This window comes from Acidisphaera sp. S103 (assembly GCF_009765975.1).
Classification (GTDB): domain Bacteria; phylum Pseudomonadota; class Alphaproteobacteria; order Acetobacterales; family Acetobacteraceae; genus Rhodopila.
This window is the reverse complement of record NZ_LMUJ01000092.1, coordinates 51037-72046: the sequence shown is the minus strand read 5'-3', so window position 1 is coordinate 72046 and position 21010 is coordinate 51037. Positions and strand designations below refer to the sequence as shown.

The following is a 21010-nucleotide window of genomic DNA, read 5'->3' as shown; positions in this document are numbered from 1 at the left end:
TTGGCCTGTGGACTCAGGTCACTTCGTGCGGGTCGGCATAGGGTTCGGCCGGCGTGTTCCGTGTCCCCATGCTGCGTTGTCGGGGCTCGGTCTGGCGCCGGGTGAATTCAGGCGCGATGTCCGCGAGTTCCAGGAACTGATCGCACTGGCGGCGCAGTTCATCGGCAACCATGGGCGGACTGCTGCGCACCGACGACACCACGGTCACCCGCACGCCCTTGCGCTGGACGGCCTCCACCAACCGGCGAAAGTCGGAATCGCCGCTGAACAAGACCACGTGATCGAGTTTGTCCGCGAGTTCCAGCATGTCCACCGCGATTTCGATGTCCATGTTGCCCTTCACCCGGCGGCGGCCCGCGGCGTCGGTGAATTCCTTCGCCGGCTTGGTCACCAGCGCATAGCCATTATAAGCCAGCCAGTCGGTCAATGGCTTCAACGGGGAATACTCCTCCGTTTCCAGCACTGCCGAATAGTAGTAAGCGCGCAGCACGTTTGCCTGTTTTTTGAAATACTCCAACAGGTTGCGGTAATCGACGTCAAACCCGAGATTGCGAGAGGCCGAGTAAAGATTGGCACCATCGATGAAAAGGGCGACACGTTCGTTCGGCAGGAAAGGCGGCATCGTCATAACCTTGCTATTCTGGTTGCAAATGGGTGGAACAAAACCAAAGGCGGCGTGTCTCGGCTAAATCACCAGACTCGGAGGAACGATCATTATAGCCATGAGTCAATTTTGTAACCACCGAAACGGTGACAGTATATCCCAGGGTTGTATAGCCCTGATCGGCGTGGGCGCAAATCTGCCGGGTGCAGACGGACGTCCGGCCCTGGAAACCGCCCGACAAGGCGTGGCGATGCTGGACTCGTTGCCCGGCATGCGCCTTGTGGGCCTGTCTCGTTGGTTCGAGACGGCCCCGATGCCGCCCTCCGGCCAGCCGCCCTATGTTAACGGGGTTGCGGCGCTGCTGGTTGAGGCCGGCACGATCGATCCGGCCGAACTGCTCGCGGGCCTGATGGGTATCGAGGCGGCATGCGGGCGGCAACGCACCACGCCGAATGCGGCACGCACCCTGGACCTGGATATCATCGGCATCGGGGATGTGGTCCGCGACGCACCGGACCCCATCTTGCCGCACCCGCGGGCGCATTTGCGGGCGTTCGTGCTGGCGCCGCTGGCCGATGTCGCGCCGGCCTGGGTGCATCCGCTGCTGGGGCAGACGGCGGCTGCACTGCTGGCCGCGTTGCCGCCGCAGGATATCCGGACGCTCTGAAGCGCCATGGTTCGCCCTGCTCGAACGGATGGTGACACCGATTGCAGGTCCACATCGATAGGATCGCGGTAGGGGAGGGACGTGCGGGGCGAACGGTGCCGCTGCCGGCGGTCCGATCCCGACAGAAGCATCCCATGCGGTCGGGTGAGTCGGCTAACAAAACCAAGTCCCGGTGGTTCGCTTGGCAGGCGTTACAAACGGAGAGGCCTGCCAGCAGCGAATTATCTTGACTTTCATCCCATTGTGTGATTTTATTCCCATGACATTTTTTCAGTCCGCGTAGCCTGCCCAATTTCAGAAACGATGACCTTACCGTGCGAGACTTCATTTCAGCGATCGATTGGATACTGCCATGCCCGGAGTCTTGACTGTATTCGGCGCGCTGCTTCAGCAGCCGTCGCTCGGTCCCGCCGTGGCCGCCGCGGTCGTAGTTCTAGCCCGCAGGTTGAAGGTGATCGGGGTGCCCACCGCGGGCCGTGGCGTGGTGGGCGCATGCAGGCCGGTGCGGGAATTCGGGTTTGGGGCGGGGAAGGGCACATGACCGACCCGGCCCTCGCGATTGCCATCCCCTTCGTCGCGCAGTTTGAGCGGTTCGTGCCGGTACCGTACCACGGTGCCGCGGATCGGCTTGGTGTGTGGAGCATCGGCTACGGCTTCACATTCCTGTCGGACGGTTCGGCGGTCACCGCCGATACGCCACAGATGACGCAGGCCGAGGCCGACGAACGCCTGAGCGAGCTGCTGGCGGCCCTGCTGGCGTCGATCCGGCGAATCGTCAGCGTGCCCATTACGGACCACATGGCGGCGGCACTGGCCAGCTTCGCCTACAACGTCGGTTTCCCGGCGTTGGAACACTCCACGCTGCTGGCGTGCCTGAACGCCGGCAATCCGATTCGCGCGGCCGCATATTTCGAGTCTTGGGTCTATGCCAACGGCATCATGGTCGCTGGCCTCGTGCGGCGACGGGCGGCTGAGAAGGCGTTGGCTCTGACGGCGGATGGGGCCGTTGCGAGCCCAGATAGTCCAACCCCACCAAATTCCACGGACTCCCACACCACGGAAGACTCCGCTGACGAACTGATGGACAGATTTAACCCGGAGGTGCCGGCATGAAGTCCGGCGGCGTTTGCACGGGAACAGCGCGCACGACTGGCAGCACGCTTTGCCGGACGGACATGTCCCGAATTTCCAACCAACGATCATAGCATCTCGATTTGCAACGAAAACGCACCGGCCGAATTGCCGGCATCACAGGAGTAACAATCATGCTCGCCCTCTTGAAAATGCTCGATGAGCGTCTTTCCGAACCATCCACCTATGCTGGGCTATCCGCCGTGCTGCTGGCGCTGAATGTCAACATCGACCCCGGCATCTGGCACCAGGTCACACTCTACGGAACCGTCGCCGCCGGCATCGGGGCCATGCTGCTGTCCGAGATCGGCAACAAGCCGCCGATGCAGGTTGCTGTCGATGTCATCCAGGCGCTGGCCGTCGGGTTGAAGGCTATTGCGCCGGACGCAGCGGCCAATCCAGCCGCGGCCGAGGCGACCGTCAGCGTTGCCACGTCAGCGGCACCCGCTCCCGTTGCGCCGACCGTTCCGTCCGCCGCATAGCCCCACACTGAAAGACACCCCATGACCCTTACCCGCCGAATCGCCCTGCTGAGTGCCGCGAGCCTCGGCTTGGCCGGCTGCACCGCCGCGTCCAGCCTGACTCCGGCCCAAGCCGTATCCGACCTTCAGACCTTCGGCACGGCGCTCGTCAATGCCACGAACGAGATCGCACCAGGCACCATCCCAGCCGCCACCACAACGGCGATCGCGCAAAGCTTCTCCCAGGCGCAGACGGTCGCCAACACGCTGACCCCGGGGCTGACCGCCGCATCCGATGCCACGGGTGCGCAGAAGGTCATTGATTACGTGAACGATGCGTTCGCGATACTGGCCAATCCCCCCGTCGACGGCTTGATCCCGCCGCCGCTCTCGACCGTCATCGCGGCGGTCGATGTGCTGCTGCCCGGGATCGAGAGTCTGCTGACAACGCTGTTCGGCGCCGCGGCCAGTACGTCGCTGGTTGCAGGAGCCTTGCACTCTAAGGCGGTGGCAGTCCGAACGAGCGCACGGGCTTCGGCACTGGACATTTCGACGGTGGCGCAAGCTCGGGCCGTGCTGGCGACATACGCGAAGGCGCATAACTGATGCGCCTCGGTGCGATCCATCGGCCACCGCCGGCGTCCGTCCCGCTTCTGGCCGCGCGCGCCAGACTGGATCTGATGACCGCCCCGAAATCCGTGGACTGGCACGCGGCGGCCCCGGCGAATGGCGATGCACTCGGCAACGACACCGCGGGCTGCTGCGTCGAGGCGTGGGACTATCAGGAAGAATGCCTGCGTCTCGCCAACGCCATGGGGTCCACGTGGCGCCCGACGAGTGAGATGGTGCTGACTCGATATGCCCGTCTGACCGGCTACGATCCCGCCACAGGGCAACCGGACGATGGTACCGACACGGCCGTCGATACGACGGACCTGTGCGGCAAAGGGCTGGAGATCAACGATCAGTTGCTCGACGTGCCGCACTGGACGCTGCTCGATCCCGCGAACCTCGAGCATATGAAGATGGCGGTCGCGTATTTCGGAGCCGTGGCGATGACCCTCAACTTGCCGATCGCCTTGCAGGATTTGGATTTCGACAAGGCGCCAGGCACCGGCCCGGATTGGGTGCCGGGGTCATGGGGCATGCACCGCGTCGGCTCGGGAAAATACGATGGTGACACATTCACCATTCGCACATGGGGGCTGGACAAGCCGGTCCATCCGGAGACGCTGGAACTGATCCTGGTCGCGGCTGAGGCACGCGTATCGGAGCGATGGCTGACGGCGACGGGGCTGGCGCCATCGGGGCTCGATATGGACGCGCTGATGTCGGACCGGACCCGGCTGGCCGCATAAACGAACTACGATCCACGGTTCGCAAGGTCACGCCGGTGGAATTCCCGTGCTACCACCGGCATAACGATCGCCTAATTCCGCCATCACCCGGGTCAGCACGCTGCTCCAGTCACCCGGGGATGGTTGGCGAAGCAGCCGAATCGATCGATACCAGGGGCTGTCGGATCGCTCCACCATCCAACGCCAATCCGGAGCGTGCGGCAGCAAAACCCAAGCCGGCTTGCCCAGCGCCCCCGCGAGATGGGCAACGGACGTATCCACGGTGACGACAAGATCGAGGCAATCGATCAACGCTGCGGTTTCCGCATAATCCGTCATCCAAGGGGTCAGGTCGGGCAGGCCGAGCCTTCCGACGGACTCGCCGTGTTGGAGATTGACGAAGCTGAGGCCGGGAATATCGGGCAGTGCCACGCTGAAATCCGCTGGCACCGATCGCCGCCGATCGGCTGGATGCTTCGGATTCCCCGCGAGCGCGATCCCCACCCTGCGTCCAGCCGGTAATCGGGCATGCCAGATGCGGACGAGGATCGGATCAGCGAACAGATAGCGTTCCGTACCAGAAATGCTGTCCAGCGTCGTGCCGTACACCCCCGGCAGGCTGATTTGATCGACCCACGCATCATACGCCGGCAAGCGGTCCGATGAGGCAACAGCGCGAACCCCTGGGATCGACCGCATCAGCGGCACCAATGACGGGGCGCAGGCCAGCACGGGAGTACCGCCCGCCTCGTGGATCAGCGGCAGATAGCGCGCGAACTGTATCACGTCGCCCAACCCCTGTTCCGAACGCACCAGGATCGTCCGGCCGCAGGCATCTCCGCCATCCCATCGCTGGCCCGGAAGATCTGGAAAATCCGCCCGATATCGCGCATGCCGCTTGCGCCACTCATATTCCCCGAAACCACGTGGCAGGTCGCCGCTCAACAGCGCCGCGATCGCCAGGTTCCAATGCGCTTGGGCGAAATCCGGACGCAGGCTGATCGCCGCCTCACACGCTTCGATTGCCTCGGGAAGGCGACCACGCAAAGTCAGGATATGGCCCAGGCTGGCATGCGCTTCCGGCAGATGCGGATCCAGCCGGATGGCAGTCCGGCACAGTGTCTCCGCCGATACCAGATCGTCCAGATCGGCCGACGCATTCCCCATGTTCAACCACGATGCCGCATGATCCGGCCGTAACGACAACGCTCGGGCGAACGCCGCACACGCCTTCGTATGCTGCCCGAGCGCATTCAGCGCCGTCGCCCGAGCAAAGTGCAACTCACCATCATCAGGTGTTCCCGCCAGCGCTGCATTCGCCTGATGCAACACCTGGTCATAGTGTTCCGCCGCCAGCAACGCGCGCACCAAGTTCCGCCGCATCCCCCGATGTGTCGGCTGCCGCCGAAGCGCTCGGGTCAGCAGCGACGCCGCCTCCTCGGCGTCACCTTTCCGCAACGCCAGCAATCCCCGCATATACAGGGCGTGCTCGTCATCGGCCCCGGTCGTGACGGGTGGTTGGGCCAGCGCGTGGTCCACAAGGGTGTGCATGCAGCGATCCTGCCGCCACAATGGTTAACGATCGCTGAACAACAGGAGAATATCGTATGGCAACCGGACTGGACGGAGTCGTCGCGGCGGAAACCATCCTCAGCCACACCGACCGAACCAATGGCATGGTCTGGGTGCGTGGCCATGATCTGCCGACACTGGTGGCGCGCCACGGCTTCGAGGGCACCGTCGCGCTGCTGTGGGACGGTTTCGCGGGCGAGAATCTGACCCGAATCAACATCGCTGATGCGTTCGGCCAGTCCCGCCGCGTCGCGTATGAAGCCCTGCCGGCCTGGCTGCCGCAAACCGCCGGCCGCCCCCTGTTCGAGGGCGTACGCATCGCGCTCGCATCCCAGCCGGACAGCGCCGACGCCATATCCCTGGTCGGTGCCCTGACCGTCGCGGTTCCCGCGCTGGTGCGACAGGCCTCCGGACTGGCGCCAGTCGCCCCCGACCCGGCATTTTCGGCCGCTGGAGACCTGTTGCGCATGCTGCGCGGCGCGCCGCCCGATCCCGCCAACATCGCCGCGCTGGACACGTACTTTACCGTCATGGTGGAGAGTGGCCTCAGTGCCTCCTCCTTCACCGCTCGGGTTGTCGCGTCGACGCGAGCCTCGCTGGCGGCATCGGTCTTGGCGGCGTGGTGCGCGTTCACTGGCGCCCTACACGGCGGCGCGCCAGGTCCGACGCTGGATATGCTGGATGCCGCCGAAGCGCAGACCGACCTGGAGGCATGGCTGGAAACCCGGCTGCGGTCCGGCGAGCGGCTGATGGGCTTCGGCCATCGCGTATTCCACGGCAACGATCCCCGTGCCGAGGCCATGCGCCGGTCGATGCAGGCGATGGGACCGAACGCCGGCCGCCTTGCCTTCGCCGAGCGCCTGGAAAAGGCCGTCTCGGTCGCCATCGACCGGGTGAAACCAGGCCGGACGCTGCCGCCGAACGTCGAAATTATGGCCGCATTGCTGCTGGACGCGGTCGGCATCCCCCGCGAGGCCTCCACCCTGGTCTTCGCCGTCAGCCGAGGCGCCGGCTGGTTAGCCCACGCAATGGAACAGCAGAAGACAGGCCGCATGATCCGCCCAACCTCCGCCTATGTCGGCCCACCGATCGGCTAGCGCACCCGTTAAGGCAGGCGTCGGCTCACCACTGTCCAACCAGACCCGTCATGGCAGGCGTAGCCCCCATCCCCGTCCTTCGGTCCTCACAGAGGCTTACCGACCGGCCAACCCCACCCGTCATGGCAGGCGCAGGCCTGCCATCCACGCCTTGCGGTCTCGCCCGCCACTCTATCCGCCGTAAGGGTGAGAAGTTTATCGCCTATATCACCATATACATGGTATAATAACCTTCATATCAGCCAATACGGAGGTTGTTCATGATCTTCCGCCAGCTATTCGACGCGACGTCGGGCACATACACCTACCTCCTCGCATCCCGCCGCGGTGGTGAGGCGCTGATCGTCGACCCGGTGCTGGAGAAGGTTGACCGCTATCTGTCGCTGATGCGGGAACTGGACCTGCGTCTGGTCAAGGCCGTCGATACTCATCTGCACGCCGATCACATCACCGGCCTCGGCGCACTGCGCGACAGCACCCGCTGCATCACCGTCATGGGCGAACAATCCAGCGTCGACGTCGTGTCCATGCGCGTCACCGACGGTGACACCCTCCGCATCGAGGGCATCGAGCTGGAGGCAATTTACACCCCCGGCCACACCGACGATTCCTACAGCTTCCGCATGCACGACCGTGTGTTCACCGGTGACACGCTGCTGATCCGCGGCACCGGCCGCACGGACTTCCAGAACGGCTGTCCCAAGGCGCAGTACGACTCGATCTTCAACCGGCTGCTCCGGCTGCCGGACGACACGATGGTGTTTCCCGCGCACGACTACAAAGGCGACACGGTCAGCACCATCGGGGAGGAGAAACGTTGCAATCCCCGGCTTCAGGTCAGTTGCGTCGATGAATACGCCGCGCTGATGAACGGGCTGAACCTGTCCAATCCCAAAATGATGGATGTCGCGGTCCCGGCCAATATGCGCCAGGGTCTGGCGCAGGCGGAAATCGCCCGCCTCGGCTGGTCGATCGATGCCACCCGAGCGCAGACGGTCGTGGGCTGCAAGGACACGGTGCTGGTCGATCTGCGGGAAAAATCCGAACGGCAGAAGCACGGATCGATCCCAGGCGCGCTGCATGCGCCGTATTCCGACCTGGAGGAAAATATCCAGCCGGGCGGTATCTTGTTCGAACTCGCATCCGCGACCGATCGCCGGCTGCTGTTCTATTGCGCGTTCGGCGAACGCTCCGCCATGGCGGTACGCGCGGCGCATGACGCCGGCCTGGAAACCGCCTGCCATATCCACGGCGGGATCGACGCCTGGAAGAAAGCCGGCGGCCCGCTGACGCACTGACTGGCCTTTTTCGCGGTCGAAACTGAACGCGGAATACGCCGCCACCGTTCGGCGTGCGCAATGCCATCCCCGTCGAACAGGTGCCGAACTGGACAACCATCGGACCCGCGAGTACGACTCATGCGGTATTGCAGGGATGACTCGTCTCGGGCCGCCGGCGGAGCAAAAATCATGAAACTCGGCGTTTTCGACCACATGGATCGCGGTCTTTCGACCTTGGACCGCTTCTACGAGGAACGGCTGAAACTGGCCGAGGCTTACGACCGAGCCGGTTTCTACGGCTATCACGTGGCCGAACACCACGCCACGCCGCTGGGTGTCGCGCCATCCCCCGGTGTGTGGCTGGCGGCGGTTGCACAGCGGACGAAGCATTTGCGTTTCGGTCCGCTGGTGTATCTTCTGCCGCTGTATCACCCGATCAAGTTGCTGGAAGAGATCTGCATGCTGGACCAGATCAGCGGTGGACGGCTGCTGCTGGGTGTCGGACGCGGCATCTCCCCCATTGAACTGCGCTACTACGGCCTGGACCCTGATCAGACCCCGGCGATGTACGCCGAGGCGCTGGAAGTGCTCCTGCGCGGCATGACCAACCCGGTGCTGAACTTCGAAGGCAAATACTACCAATATCGCGACGTGCCGATGGAGATGACGCCGTTCCAGGCGCCGCATCCGCCGCTGTGGTACGGCCTGGGCCGCATCGAGGCAGTGCCCTGGGCGGCAGCCAACCGCGTCAACATCGTCGGCAACCTGCCGGGTGCCGGTATGCGCAAACTGACCGATCGTTACCGGTCCGAGTGGGATTCGCTTGGCAACGATCCCGCCGACCTGCCGCTGATGGGCGTGGGTCGCCACGTGGTGGTCGCGCAAACCGAAAAGGAAGCGCTGGAAATCGCTCGCCGCGGCTACGACAAATGGCGAGCCAGTTTCCTGAAACTCTGGATCGCGCACGACATGATGCCGGTCGCGCACGCCATCTTCCCGGAACGGTTCGAGGATGCCGAGGCACAGGGACGAGCCATCGCCGGCACACCCGACAAGGTGCGGGATTTCCTGCAACAGACGGTAGATGACGCCGGTCTGAACTACCTGCTGTGCCGTTTCGCTTTCGGCGACATCACGGGCGATGAAGCCCTCAACTCGATCGATCTGTTTACCCGGCATGTGATGCCGGACATCACGGCCCATCAGGAGATTGTCTGAACCATGACCGCCGAATACGAACTTTTCGCCATTCGTTACGCGACGCGCAAGGCCCAGCGGCATGAACACTTCATCGGTGGTGACCCGCACGACGGCCCCATGCCGATGGACTACTTCGTCTGGCTCGCGCGCAACAAGGATCGCGCCGTAGTCATCGACATCGGCTTCACCGCCGAAAGCGGCGGCAAGCGCGGCCGTACGTTGGAACGTGATCCGATCGACTCCCTAACCCTGCTGGATGTCGATCCGGCAACGGTCGAAGACGTGATCCTGACCCACATGCACTACGACCATGTTGGCAACTTCCATAAATTCCCCAAGGCACAGTTTCATCTGCAAGAACCGGAAATCCATTACGCAACCGGCCATTACATGCGCCATAAGCAACTGGCGAAAAGCTTCGAGCCTGACGACGTCTGCGGCATCGTGCGGCTGAACTTCGACGGCCGTGTCAGGTATCACAACGGCCCCGCCGACGTGGTGCCGGGGATTAGCATCGTGCCGACAGGCGGCCATTCCGTCGGCCTTCAATTCGTCAAGGTCAACACCAAACGAGGCGTCGTCGTCCTGGCCTCCGACGTCACCCACTTCTACGAAAACATGGACTCCTATCGCCCGTTCACCACCGCCTTCCATGTCGGCGAAATGTTGGACGCGTTCGATACGCTGCGCGCGCACGCTGCCTCTCCGGACCTGATCGTGCCCGGACACGATCCGCTGGTGATGCAACGCTATCCGGCGCCGTCACCCGAGCTTCAGGGCATCGCCGTCCGCCTGGACGTATCCCCTGCGCAATGAAAGGCCAACCTATGAACGCCGACGAACTCCGCGCCACCCAGGCCCCGCTGAAACAGCTCTACCGCGACACCCCCGACGCCGCCCGCATCCCCGCTCGGGCTGAAGGCAGCCTCGACCCCAACGATATCGCCATCGTCGTGGACGCCTGGCACGGCAAGGTCACGGCCGGTTTGCACAAAGCCGGCGGCGGATCGGGCGAACTCGCCTGCTCCGCCGACATGCTGCTGGAGGCTTTGGTCGGTTGCGCCGGCGTTACGTTGCGCGCCGTCGCCACCGCCATGGGCGTCACCATTCGCAGCGGCAAGGTTATCGCCGAGGGCATCTGGGACGCGCGCGGCACCTTGGGAGTTGATCGGGCGGCACCCGTCGGACTCACCGAGATCACCGTGCGGTTCGAGGTCGATTGCGACGCCGATCGTGCGAAACTGGAACGAATGATCCAGACAACCGAGCGCTATTGCGTCATCCTGCAAACGCTGAAGACGCCACCGAAGATCGCGATGGAGGTCGCCTAGCGTCCTGCCCTGGAAGCGCGGTCGGCGATCCTTGAACGATCATGTCCGGGGGCCGTTGCAGTAGGTCAGATCACCGACCCGAGCCGCCGGCATACCCATGCGATGTTACGTCGCGCCGCTCACGGACAACGGGCTACCTGTGCTTCCCGCCACCGCCGCCACCACCACCACGCGGCGCCGACGCATGCATCGCGGGCGCCGCATGCATCCCGCCGCCCATGCCGCCGGGATGGAACCCGCCCGCGGATGCCCCCGCGCCTGGACGCATGAACCCGCCGGGTGCGCCGCCCATGGGACGTCCCCCCGCCATCGCCATGCCACCGGGACGTGCGCCTGGTCCGCCCATGCCGGGTCGTCCCATCGGTCCCGCCATGCCGGGACGGGCACCACCAACACGCCCCGCTTCCTCCCGGCCACGCATGCCGGCCTCTTCCCGGCCGCGCATGCCGGCCTCTTCCCGGCCACGCATGCCAGCTTCTTCCCGGCCACGCATGCCGGCCTCTTCCCGGCCACGCATGCCAGCTTCTTCCCGACCGCGCATCCCGGCTTCTTCCCGGCCTCGCATCCCCGCATCGCGGCGCATCGCATCCTCGCGGCCACGCATCGCGGCGTCATGATGGAACGCATCATGGCCACGCAATCCATGACCGCCCGGATGGAAGTGTTCCATGTGGTGGCGGTAACGGTCCGGCGCGTCGCGCCAATGGTGGTAGTGGTCGTAGTAGCCCCATCCCAAATCATCGTCGCCGTAAACCAGGAACACCGATTCCCCATCGATAAGCGCGACCGGAGCGCCGCCGACATAGGTGATGCCGTCGGTGCCATCATCGCCCGCAACAAGGGTGTACTGAACGTCCGGTTCCGGCGGCAGCAGAGCTTCCGTCATCACGGCTTCCGACGCGGTTGCCCAGTAGCCGCGGCGGTTGTTCAAGGCGTCCAATTGCTGCACGCGATATGCGTCGGGCGCCTCCCGGTCGACCCGGGCGGCCCCGTTGACCAGCGCGACTTTCGCCACATCCGTCCCGTCGGGCATAAGGCAGATGTAATGACCGGCGTCATTCTGCGGTGAGCACGTCACGCTGTCGCCGTTCCCGGCGATGTAGCCTTGAAGCTGGGTCGTGTAGGGGGCATCGAAGCCGATCACGCCGTCCAGGATATAAGTTTTGCCATCAGCGACCAGCGTCGACGTGTCCTGGACAGCCGGATGCTTCACGGTTGCCGGCGGCGGCGGCAAATTGGCCCAGATGCCACGGCGGGCGTCTTCGGCGGCAGCCTCTTGCTGGCGATAGGAATCGGGGGCGTCCGGAGTGGTTTTCGCCGCGCCGTTAACCAGCGCGACCTGGGCCACGTTGGTTCCGTCCGCCGTCAGGCAGACGAAACCCGAACTGGCTTGTGCCTGGCAGGTCACGTGACCGTCGCCGGAAGCGAGGAAGCCCTGCAAGCCTTCCGCCGATGCCCCCGTCATTCCCTCGATGCCGTACAGGCTGACGGTGGTTTCGCCCGCTTGTAACTTAGCGGTATCAATGACCTTGGGATGATCCAGGGTGACCGGCTCAGGCTCTGCCGCTGGCGCCGTGGCCGGTTGTTCCACGATGGTCGCCGGCGCGGCCGGGGTCTCCACCGGCCCACCCGTCGGCCCGAGAGGTGTATCCGCAGTGGGCTTTCCGGATAACGGCGCGATGCCGTCCTGCACGTTACCCCCGGTCACCGCCTGGACAGCGGGCTTTGGCGGGATCGGCGCATCCGGGTTGACGTCCATGTCAAGTCCGCCCGATTGGTGCGCGGCCGGTGGCTTCGCACTCGTGCCGGCGTCCATGTCCAATCCTTGCGCGCGCAACCCGCCGACGCACAGCAAACCGCATGTTGCAACGGCACCAGTCGCAAAGAGGACCCTCCGCCACCGCCTGGTCACGTCTTTATTCGGCATCGGAGGTTCCCCCTGGATCGGCGATCTGGCTGTTAGGGCGATTTCGTCGGTGCCACCCAGCTTGATGCAGCCGGCGCGGACGCTGATGCCGGGGTTGCGCTTGCTGTGCCGGTTGGCGCTACCCATGCACTGGGTGCCGAGGCCGTCGCCGTTGCCGCCGCATGTGTTGGCGTGCTTTGCAGCTTGGCCAGCAGACGGGCCGATGAATTACCATCAGCCGGCAGGCCATTGGCTTGCTCGTAGCTGGAAATCGCCCTGCGGGTCTTGGGGCCGGTATATCCGTCCGCCACCCCCTGCATGTAGCCAAGGCGAATGAGCTCGGACTGAGTCGCGCGGACCAGCGGATCCGCCGCCGCCTTCGCCGACGGCACATACGCGGTCTGGACCGGTGCAAAGCCCGGCACCTGCTCACCCTTGGCATACATGCACTGCGAGAACGCATTATCGTATTGTGCCTGGATGCCCTGCTGGTCGGCGGAATTGTTCATGGCACCAATCGCCGAACCGGCACCGGCACCGACCGCGCCGCCGACCGCCGCCCCGCCGCCGGCGTCGCCATCGAGACTGCCACCAGCCGCGCCGGTGGCCGCGCCCAATGCTGTCGTCAGCAGTGCGGTGCCCAGTGCGCGCTGGTTCGCCGCATCGGCCTGGCCTTTGACTTGATCCGCCGCGAAGGCCTTGCAACTGCCGTTATCAGCCTGAAACGCATCCAAAGTCTTGCCCGGACCGGGCATCACCTGCACTGTCGGCCCCAATGGGGTCGACGCGCAACCCACCAGTAGTGCGGCCGTAGCGACTGAGAAAGTAAGACGCCTTACGGCAACACAACGGACGAACATTATACAACACTCCCCAAGGACCACGCAGTTAACAAACTGTAACCGCTTAAGTGGAACGATGCAAGTGGTGCGGCATCGGTTCACACGGATATCCATGCGATATTCTACGGCGGATGCGTTCGTCAACGCTGCGGAACATGCATTTTCAACGCAATAGAGAAAGCCATACTAGGGCCGAAATAGGATGTAACACGCTAAAATATCGCAATCATCATATTTCATTGCCATTCGGTATATGTCGGCCAAATACTGAGTTTAACGCTGGATATTCATCTGAACGCGGTGGAGGCCGGTATCCGCGCGAGCGTAAAGCGGGTGCACGTGCCACTATCAGTCAAACGTCCACTGAACGTCTTGCCGCCATCCTCTGATCCACCAATAAGACCAAACCACGAATAGCCCGGTGGTTGCAATACCCATTTTAGGGGCGTCAGTGTCATTTGTCCGCCATCCATACCGATAGATCCTTCGACCATAAACGAACCCTGGGGTACATTCCGGCTATTGTCGTTGGGGCCGAAGGTAAAAAGCCCGCGGCGATGGGTTTCGTCCGATGCCTGGAACATCTTCAACGTCAGACGCATCACCTGTCGCGCGCAGAAATATACGCCTCGATACTCCTGTTCCACGATTTCGCGCGTGCTGATCGGTGCAACCGGGGCGTTCCACCCCGTTGCGTAATCCGCACTCGCCCGCAGCTTCGCAACCACGGGTGCCAGCCGCTGCCGTGCGACATCGCAGCCGAGGGTGAAATCTCCCCTGTTAAGATTGTTGGGCCCGTAGCAAAGACCCGGTCGCGTTTCGTACATCTGGGTCTGGGCAAAGACGGCGCCGTCCCGGTATGCGCCCTGCAGTCCACCCAGCCACGCGTCCCAGGCTCGGTGGTCGTCCCGACCCGCCGTCACGCCTGACGACGAACCGGCCCGAGCGGCCGGCAGCGGCGAGGACGAAAAGGCCGTCGATGCGGGCATGTCGCGCCGAACCTGGGCGGGATCCGGCTGGCGCAGTGCGCCCAGCGCGTCGCCATTGTAAACCGTCACCCGCATGAGTGACAGATCGTGCGGGTCGAGCCAGGCGACCCGCCCCGGCGTCGTCTCCACCATCTTGCCGATGATCGACGCCGGTACGCCCAGATCCGCCGCATCGCGTGCCATCAGCGTGGTGACCGCCAGTGAGGTGTTCGTTTCAGCGCCATCTTGGTTGGCGCTGTGAACGCCGACCAGCGCGTCGGTCGCGGCGAAACGGCGTGGCGAGGCCGCGAACAACAGAAAGCAGGCCGAGGCGCATTGGCCGTTGCTTGGGACCACCACCGGCAACTGGTGGGCGCGGATCACATCGACCATCTGCTTGGCCTCCGCCACGTTGCCGCCGGCGCTATCCAATGCCAGGGCCAGCAGCGTCCCCCCGATCCGCGGCAAGCCCGCCAGCGCCCGCGTCAGCCGATCGGTATCGCCTGGCACGATCGGGCCGCGACCGTCCATGACCAGTTCGGTCGACGACACCTGGGTTGGCTCGAACTGCATGGCGTGCACCGGCCGCGCTGGCGCCGCCAGGATGCCCAGGAAAATCAACCCCGCCGCGAGGCTCGACCGCATCCAACAACTCCATCGGGCATCTGCGTTGTATTTGCCGAACGATACCCTCTCTGGCGTCGGGTTGCCAGAGATGGTCGAATAGAAAAAAGGCGGCTCGCGAGGGCGGATACTTCGGTCGCGCAAGCCGTCCGGATTCCAATCGCGGTCGCGCGGAACAGGGAGTGCGGGGATGGCGGAACCGGTGACGATCTATGGCATCAAGGCCTGTGACACGATGAAGAAGGCGCGGACGTGGCTCGAGGCGCACGACGTCGGCTATGCGTTCCACGACTACAAGACCCAGGGGGTCGGACGCGACATGCTGACGGCATGGGCGCACGCGGCGGGGTGGGAGACGCTGCTCAACCGAAGTGGCACGACATTTCGCAAACTGCCGGACGCGGATAAGACGGGCCTGGACGAGGCGAAAGCCATTACGCTGATGCTCGCGCAGCCGTCGATGATCAAACGTCCCGTACTGGACGTGGGCGGTGCGCTGATCGTCGGCTTCAAGCCGGAGGTCTACGCCGCCACGTTCCGCTGACACGCTCGCCACAACGCGACAAGAAGGACTGGTCATGCTGTTCCCGGTCACCGAACACGTGTTGCGCACTGATCGCCACACGACGTTCTATCTCAGTTGCGGTGCCGCCGAGGCGACGCCGCTGATTTTTGTCCATGGCTGGCCGGAACTGTCGATCAGTTGGCGGCACCAACTGCCGGTTTTCGCCGCGTTGGGTTTCCGCTGCATCGCGCCCGACATGCGCGGCTACGGCCGCTCCGGCGTCTACCCAAGGCACGAAGATTATACGCTGCGGCACAGCGTCGCCGACATGCTGGGATTGCTGGATGCACTCGGCCATCGCAAAGCGGTCTGGGTCGGTCACGATTGGGGCAGCCCGGTGGTCTGGAGCCTCGCCAGCCATCATCCAGATCGTTGCTTCGGCGTTGCGAACCTGTGCATCCCGTACCTGCCCGCCGGGTTCGCGCCCGCCAACGTGGTCGGCCTGATCGACCGGTCGGTCTATCCGGAGGCGGAATTTCCCGCCGGCCAATGGGAATACCAGTTGTTCTACGAGGAGAACTTTGACAAAGCCTGCTTGGCCTTCGAAGCCAGCATGGCCGATACGGTCAGCGCCATATTCCGCAAGGGCAATCCCGCCGGGAAGGGGCAGCCGGCCCGCTCCGCCGTGGTCCGCCGCGACGGCGGCTGGTTCGGCGGCGCCGGCCGAGCGCCCGCGATCCCGAGGGATTCCGCTGTGCTGACCCAGGCCGATCACAGCCGCTACACCGAGTCGCTGGAGCGTAATGGATTCTTCGGCCCGGGTTCCTGGTACATGAACCACGCCAGTAATATCGCTTATGCCGGGGAGTCGCTCGATCATGGCCGGCTGGTGATGCCCGTGCTGTTCCTGCACGGCGCGTATGATTACACCTGCGAGACCATCGACTCCCGCCTCGCCGAACCGATGCGCCTGCATTGCGCCGATCTGACCGAGGTCGTTGTCCAATCAGGACATTGGATGGCCCAGGAAAACCCCGTCGCCGTCAACGCCGCGCTCGCCCGCTTCCTGTCCACGAAATTGCCCGCGGTGTGGCGAGCAGCCCTCCCGGCCGACCGCTCGATCCAGTAGGTATCGTCCCTCCACCCCGAAACCGCCACGGAGACCCCTGCCATGCCGCAACAGCCGAAACCTGTCATCCGGATCGGTATTGGCGGATGGACCTATGAACCCTGGCGTGGCCCGTTCTACCCCGACGGCCTGCCGCAAAAGCGCGAATTGGAATACGCCAGCCGCAAGCTGACCTCCATCGAGGTCAACGGTACCTATTACGGCTCGCAAAAGCCGGAGACCTTCGCCAAGTGGCGCGACGAGACGCCGGATGACTTCGTGTTCTCGCTGAAAGCGCCCCGGTTTGCCACCAACCGGCGCGTTCTTGCCGAGGCGGAACAGTCGATCGAACGCTTCTTCACCGGAGGCGTCATGGAGCTCCGCAATAAACTTGGCCCGATCAACTGGCAGTTCATGGCGACCAAGAAATTCGACCCCGACGATTTCCACGCCTTCCTGGGACTGCTGCCAAAAACCGTCGAGGGAACCCCCATTCGCCACGCCGTCGAGGTGCGCCACGACAGCTTCCGCACCCCGGATTTCGTGGCGCTGGCCCGCGAGCATGGCGCCGCGATCGTGGTGGCCGGGGATTCCGATTACCCCCAGATTGCCGACCCCACGGCGCCGTTCGTTTATGCCCGCATTATGGGAACCAGCGAGGCCGAACCAGCCGGCTACGCCGACGATGCGCTGGATAAATGGGCACAATGCGCCCGCCTTTGGGCCTCGGGCCAGCCACCAGACGGCATCGAAACCGTCGCCCCGCGGCAAAACGCCGCCACCGGCCGGGACGTCTACCTCTACGTCATCAGCGGCCACAAAGTGCGCAACCCGGCGGCCGCCATGGCGATGATCGAGCGGGTCAAATAGCCGTACCAGCCGCATACGACGCCATCACCAGAAGCGCCGGCCCGCCAGCCGTTCGCGCAAGGCCATCACGCGGCCGGGCTGGTTGATATCGACGATTTCGATCGCCACCTTTCGATGATGTTCATCCGCCAGGTCGTGCTGTGCCGAACGGGCCGTCCCGATGACACGCGAGTCGCGGCCGAGGCATTCCCGTACCAGCCCCGGGCCGCGCCGACTACCAAAGCGGTCTGTGTGGCAATGCCCAATACGCTCCGAAATCGGTCTTACAAGCGGGGGTCACAACGGCGCGGTTTGCATTATAAGCCACCCGACCAGCAGCGAACAGGAATCGTCTCATGCCCACGTCTTCGACACCCAAGCCGCGGGGCCGCCACTTCTTCGCCAACCCCGGCCCGACCAACATCCCCGACAGCGTCCTGCGGGCGATGGACCGCGGCAGCATCGATTTCAACGATCCGGAGTTCGTGGAGGTCTACGAGGCGGCCTTCGCCGGGGTAAAGCGTGTCCTGCGCACCAACCAGCATGTGTTCATGTACAACGCCTCCGGCCACGGCGCCTGGGAAGCCAGCCTGACCAACCTGTTGTCGCCCGGTGACACGATCCTGGTGCTGGAGTCCGGCTACTTCTCCGACGAATGGGCCGCCATGGCGCGCAGTCACGGGCTGGAAGTCCGGCTGATCGAAGCCGACTGGCGCCGGGGCGTCGATATTGCTGACGTCGGCAAGGCGCTGGCCACCGACACCGAACACGCCATCAAGGCGGTCTGCGTCGTCCATAACGAAACCGCAACCGGCATGATGCTGCCCTTGCCGGCGATCCGCGACGCGATCGACGCCGCCAGTCACCCCGCGCTGTTCCTGGTGGACACCATCTCCTCGCTGGGCTCGCTGGAATTCCGCATGGACGACTGGAAGATCGACTGCGTTGTCGGCGGCAGCCAGAAGGGGCTGATGCTGCCCACGGGCATGAGCTTCACCGGTGTCTCCGACAAGGCCCTGGCCGCGCACCGACAGGCGAAGCTGCACCGCTTCTATTTCGACTGGACCATGATGGAGAAGCGCGCCCAGAAGAGCTTCATCGGCACCATCCCGGTAAACATCTTCTACGGCCTGCGCGAATCAGTCCGGCTGCTCGATGAAGAAGGGATCGACAACGTCACCGCCCGCCACAGCCGCCTGGCCGAGGCCACCCGCCGCGCCGTCAAGGTCTGGGCCGGCAACAACGGCCCGCAACTGTTCTGCCTGACACCTGACCGCTACTCCGATTCGGTCACTGCGATCCTGATGCCGGAAGGCTTCAACGGCGACGCCCTGCGCAAGACTGTCCGCGAACGCTTCAACGTCTCCCTGGGCGGAGGTCTCGGCAAGCTCGGTGGCAAGATCTTCCGCATCGGCCATCTGGGCGACCTCAACGAACCCATGCTGCTGGGTGCCCTGACCGCGATCGAGATGGCGCTGCGCATCGACGGCATCCCGCATGGCCGAGGCGGGGTGGAAGCGGCCATGGCTTTTCTCGCGGGGGAATAGGAAGCCTCAAGGCACGATGGGCACCACGACAACCAACACCGGTGTAGCCGCGATTACCGCCGCCCTGGCAACCATGCCGGGCGGCCCCGGTGTCTACCGCATGATGGATGCCAAGGGCGACACGCTCTATGTCGGCAAGGCACGCAGCCTGAACAGGCGCGTGACCTCCTACACCCAGATCGGCCGGCTGTCGGAACGACTGCGCCGCATGGTCACCGACACCGCGACGATGGAAATCGTCACGACCCACACCGAAGCCGAGGCGCTTCTGTTCGAAGCCAACCTCATCAAGCGCCTGAAACCGCGCTACAACATCGTTCTGCGCGACGACAAATCATACCCCTGGCTGATGCTCGCTGAGGACCATGCCTATCCGAGGATCTCCAAGCACCGGGGCGCCCAAGACCGTAAAAACAGCTATTGGGGACCATTCGCCTCGGCCTGGGCGGTGAATGAAACCGTCACCGCCATGCAACGGGTCTTCCTGCTGCGAGCCTGCGCCGACACGGTCTTCTCGACCCGCAGCCGCCCATGCCTGCTGTTCCAGATCAAACGCTGCTCCGCCCCCTGTGTCGGACGCATCGCGGCCGAGGACTACGGCAAACTCGTCGCCCAGGCGAAAGCCTTCCTCGCCGGCAAATCCGGCACGATCCAAAAAGAACTCGCCGCCGAGATGGAACGGGCCGCCGAGGACCTGGAATTCGAACGCGCCGCCGCGGTGCGGGACCGGTTGCGCGCGCTGACCTTCGTGCAGGGCAACAGCGTGGTGAACCCCGCCAGCCTGACCGATGCCGATGTCATCGCCGGATGGCAGGACGGCGGTCAGACCTGTGTTCAGGTGTTTTTCGTCCGGGGTGGGCGCAACAATGGCAACCGCGCCTTCTATCCCACCCACACCAAGGCCGAGGAGACGCCGGAAGTCCTCAGCGCCTTCATCGCGCAGTTCTACGACGACAAACCACCGCCTCCGCTGCTGCTGGTCAATCATGACTTGCCCGAACAAGATCTGATCGCCGAGGCACTGTCCCTGAAAGCCAACCGTAGGGTGGAAATCGCCCTGCCGCAGCGTGGCGAAAAGCGCGCCGTCGTGCTGCACGCCGAAACCAACGCGCGTGAGGCCCTGGAACGCAAACTCGCCGAATCCGCCGGCCAGGCGAAGCTGCTGGAAGCCATCGCGCGCCTCTTCGACCTTCAGAATACGCCCCAACGGATCGAGGTTTACGACAACTCCCACATCATGGGCACCAACCCGTACGGCGTGATGATCGTCGCGGGTCCCGAGGGCTTCATCAAAGCCGCCTACCGCAAATACAGTATTCGCGGTCCTATCACGCCCGGCGACGACTTCGCCATGATGCGCGAAATGCTCCAGCGGCGCTTTTCCCGGGCGATGAAAGAGCAGGCCGAGGGTGCCCCGACAACCGATTGGCCCGATCTGCTGCTGATCGACGGCGGCGCCGGCCAACTCTCAGCGGTGCGCGACGTGCTGGCCGATCTGGGCGTGCAGGATGTCAAGGTGGTGGCGATCGCCAAGGGACCCGATCGCGACGCCGGCCGCGAATGGCTGCACACCGATGGGATGGAGGCGTTTCAGTTGCCGCCTCGGGACCCGGTGTTGTATTTCCTGCAACGGCTGCGGGACGAGGCACATCGTTTCGCCATCACCACCCACCGCGCCGGTCGGTCGAAAGCGGTGCTGCAAAGCGAATTGGAAGAAATCGAGGGCATCGGCCCGAACCGGAAGCGCGCCTTGCTGAACCACTTCGGTTCGTCGAGGGGCGTCAAAATGGCCGGTTTGCCCGACCTGGAGGCGACACCCGGCATCAGCCGTGAAACCGCAAGGCGGGTGTATGCGCATTTCCATCCAGGGGTGCGGATGGAAAATACGGGTTGAGACGACGCCCGGTACTAAGCGGCCGACGCGAAATAATCGAATCGTCAAGCACAGGGTGTCGGCCTCTCGTCGTCATGGCGTGCGCAG

21 protein-coding genes are annotated in these 21010 nt (G+C 64.2%); 16 read left to right on the top strand and 5 right to left on the bottom strand.

Annotation, left to right across the window (positions count from 1 at the left end):
• Positions 1-13: 13 nt before the first annotated feature.
• Positions 14-622, bottom strand: a complete 609-nt coding sequence (locus GSQ89_RS30005; protein ID WP_158932015.1) for an NYN domain-containing protein — start codon at positions 620-622, stop codon at positions 14-16.
• 100 nt (positions 623-722) lie between these two features.
• On the opposite strand from GSQ89_RS30005, the gene folK reads away from it, so the two are divergent.
• The 6 genes from folK to GSQ89_RS29975 all read left to right on the top strand — a co-directional run bounded on the left by folK (position 723) and on the right by GSQ89_RS29975 (position 4221).
• The gene (gene folK / locus GSQ89_RS30000) at positions 723-1271 is read left to right on the top strand and encodes a 2-amino-4-hydroxy-6-hydroxymethyldihydropteridine diphosphokinase (protein ID WP_158931785.1); all 549 of its coding nucleotides are present in this window, start codon (positions 723-725) and stop codon (positions 1269-1271) included.
• A 352-nt stretch (positions 1272-1623) separates the two neighbouring features.
• Positions 1624-1812, top strand: coding sequence for a hypothetical protein (locus tag GSQ89_RS29995; protein ID WP_158931784.1), 189 nt, complete (start codon positions 1624-1626; stop codon positions 1810-1812).
• Positions 1809-2384 (top strand): lysozyme, encoded by a 576-nt coding sequence (locus GSQ89_RS29990; protein ID WP_158931783.1) that lies wholly within the window; start codon positions 1809-1811, stop codon positions 2382-2384. The genes GSQ89_RS29995 and GSQ89_RS29990 overlap by 4 nt, the downstream gene beginning before the upstream one ends.
• Positions 2385-2536: 152 nt before the next feature.
• On the top strand, positions 2537-2884 hold the full coding sequence (locus tag GSQ89_RS29985; RefSeq protein ID WP_158931782.1) for a hypothetical protein: 348 nt from the start codon (positions 2537-2539) through the stop codon (positions 2882-2884).
• A gap of 21 nt (positions 2885-2905) precedes the next feature.
• Complete coding sequence (locus GSQ89_RS29980) at positions 2906-3469, top strand: hypothetical protein (RefSeq protein ID WP_158931781.1); 564 nt, start codon at positions 2906-2908, stop codon at positions 3467-3469.
• Positions 3469-4221 carry a hypothetical protein gene (locus GSQ89_RS29975; protein ID WP_158931780.1) on the top strand — a complete coding sequence of 251 codons (753 nt, stop codon included), beginning with the start codon at positions 3469-3471 and terminating at the stop codon, positions 4219-4221. The genes GSQ89_RS29980 and GSQ89_RS29975 overlap by 1 nt, the downstream gene beginning before the upstream one ends.
• Positions 4222-4248: 27 nt before the next feature.
• Here the strand turns inward: GSQ89_RS29975 and GSQ89_RS29970 are convergent, their stop codons facing one another.
• On the bottom strand, positions 4249-5751 hold the full coding sequence (locus GSQ89_RS29970; protein ID WP_158931779.1) for a tetratricopeptide repeat protein: 1503 nt from the start codon (positions 5749-5751) through the stop codon (positions 4249-4251).
• 56 nt (positions 5752-5807) lie between these two features.
• On the opposite strand from GSQ89_RS29970, the gene GSQ89_RS29965 reads away from it, so the two are divergent.
• The 5 genes from GSQ89_RS29965 to GSQ89_RS29945 all read left to right on the top strand — a co-directional run bounded on the left by GSQ89_RS29965 (position 5808) and on the right by GSQ89_RS29945 (position 10680).
• Positions 5808-6869 carry a citrate synthase gene (locus tag GSQ89_RS29965; protein WP_158931778.1) on the top strand — a complete coding sequence of 354 codons (1062 nt, stop codon included), beginning with the start codon at positions 5808-5810 and terminating at the stop codon, positions 6867-6869.
• A 260-nt stretch (positions 6870-7129) separates the two neighbouring features.
• Positions 7130-8167: an MBL fold metallo-hydrolase gene (locus GSQ89_RS29960; protein ID WP_158931777.1), complete on the top strand. Its 1038-nt coding sequence runs from the start codon at positions 7130-7132 to the stop codon at positions 8165-8167.
• A gap of 171 nt (positions 8168-8338) precedes the next feature.
• A complete protein-coding gene (locus tag GSQ89_RS29955) occupies positions 8339-9367 on the top strand; it encodes an LLM class flavin-dependent oxidoreductase (protein ID WP_158931776.1) in 1029 nt (342 codons plus the stop codon).
• Positions 9368-9370: 3 nt separating this feature from the next.
• The gene (locus GSQ89_RS29950; protein WP_158931775.1) at positions 9371-10165 is read left to right on the top strand and encodes an N-acyl homoserine lactonase family protein; all 795 of its coding nucleotides are present in this window, start codon (positions 9371-9373) and stop codon (positions 10163-10165) included.
• An 11-nt stretch (positions 10166-10176) separates the two neighbouring features.
• Positions 10177-10680, top strand: a complete 504-nt coding sequence (locus GSQ89_RS29945; RefSeq protein WP_158931774.1) for an OsmC family protein — start codon at positions 10177-10179, stop codon at positions 10678-10680.
• Positions 10681-10813: 133 nt separating this feature from the next.
• Here the strand turns inward: GSQ89_RS29945 and GSQ89_RS29940 are convergent, their stop codons facing one another.
• From GSQ89_RS29940 to GSQ89_RS29930, 3 genes are all read right to left on the bottom strand, one after another.
• Complete coding sequence (locus GSQ89_RS29940) at positions 10814-12496, bottom strand: hypothetical protein (protein ID WP_158931773.1); 1683 nt, start codon at positions 12494-12496, stop codon at positions 10814-10816.
• 143 nt (positions 12497-12639) lie between these two features.
• Complete coding sequence (locus GSQ89_RS29935; RefSeq protein ID WP_254073444.1) at positions 12640-13341, bottom strand: peptidoglycan-binding protein; 702 nt, start codon at positions 13339-13341, stop codon at positions 12640-12642.
• A 374-nt stretch (positions 13342-13715) separates the two neighbouring features.
• Entirely contained in the window at positions 13716-15041 is a 1326-nt protein-coding gene (locus GSQ89_RS29930; protein WP_158931771.1) for an ATP-dependent Clp protease proteolytic subunit, read from the bottom strand.
• A 169-nt stretch (positions 15042-15210) separates the two neighbouring features.
• On the opposite strand from GSQ89_RS29930, the gene GSQ89_RS29925 reads away from it, so the two are divergent.
• The 5 genes from GSQ89_RS29925 (at position 15211) to uvrC (ending at position 20923) form a co-directional block, all read left to right on the top strand.
• Positions 15211-15564 (top strand): ArsC family reductase, encoded by a 354-nt coding sequence (locus GSQ89_RS29925; RefSeq protein WP_158931770.1) that lies wholly within the window; start codon positions 15211-15213, stop codon positions 15562-15564.
• A gap of 34 nt (positions 15565-15598) precedes the next feature.
• Positions 15599-16654, top strand: coding sequence for an alpha/beta fold hydrolase (locus GSQ89_RS29920; protein WP_158931769.1), 1056 nt, complete (start codon positions 15599-15601; stop codon positions 16652-16654).
• A gap of 42 nt (positions 16655-16696) precedes the next feature.
• Positions 16697-17503, top strand: coding sequence for a DUF72 domain-containing protein (locus GSQ89_RS29915; RefSeq protein WP_158931768.1), 807 nt, complete (start codon positions 16697-16699; stop codon positions 17501-17503).
• 335 nt (positions 17504-17838) lie between these two features.
• Positions 17839-19029, top strand: coding sequence for an alanine--glyoxylate aminotransferase family protein (locus tag GSQ89_RS29910; RefSeq protein WP_158931767.1), 1191 nt, complete (start codon positions 17839-17841; stop codon positions 19027-19029).
• 16 nt (positions 19030-19045) lie between these two features.
• Positions 19046-20923: an excinuclease ABC subunit UvrC gene (gene uvrC / locus GSQ89_RS29905; RefSeq protein ID WP_158931766.1), complete on the top strand. Its 1878-nt coding sequence runs from the start codon at positions 19046-19048 to the stop codon at positions 20921-20923.
• Positions 20924-21010: the final 87 nt, after the last annotated feature.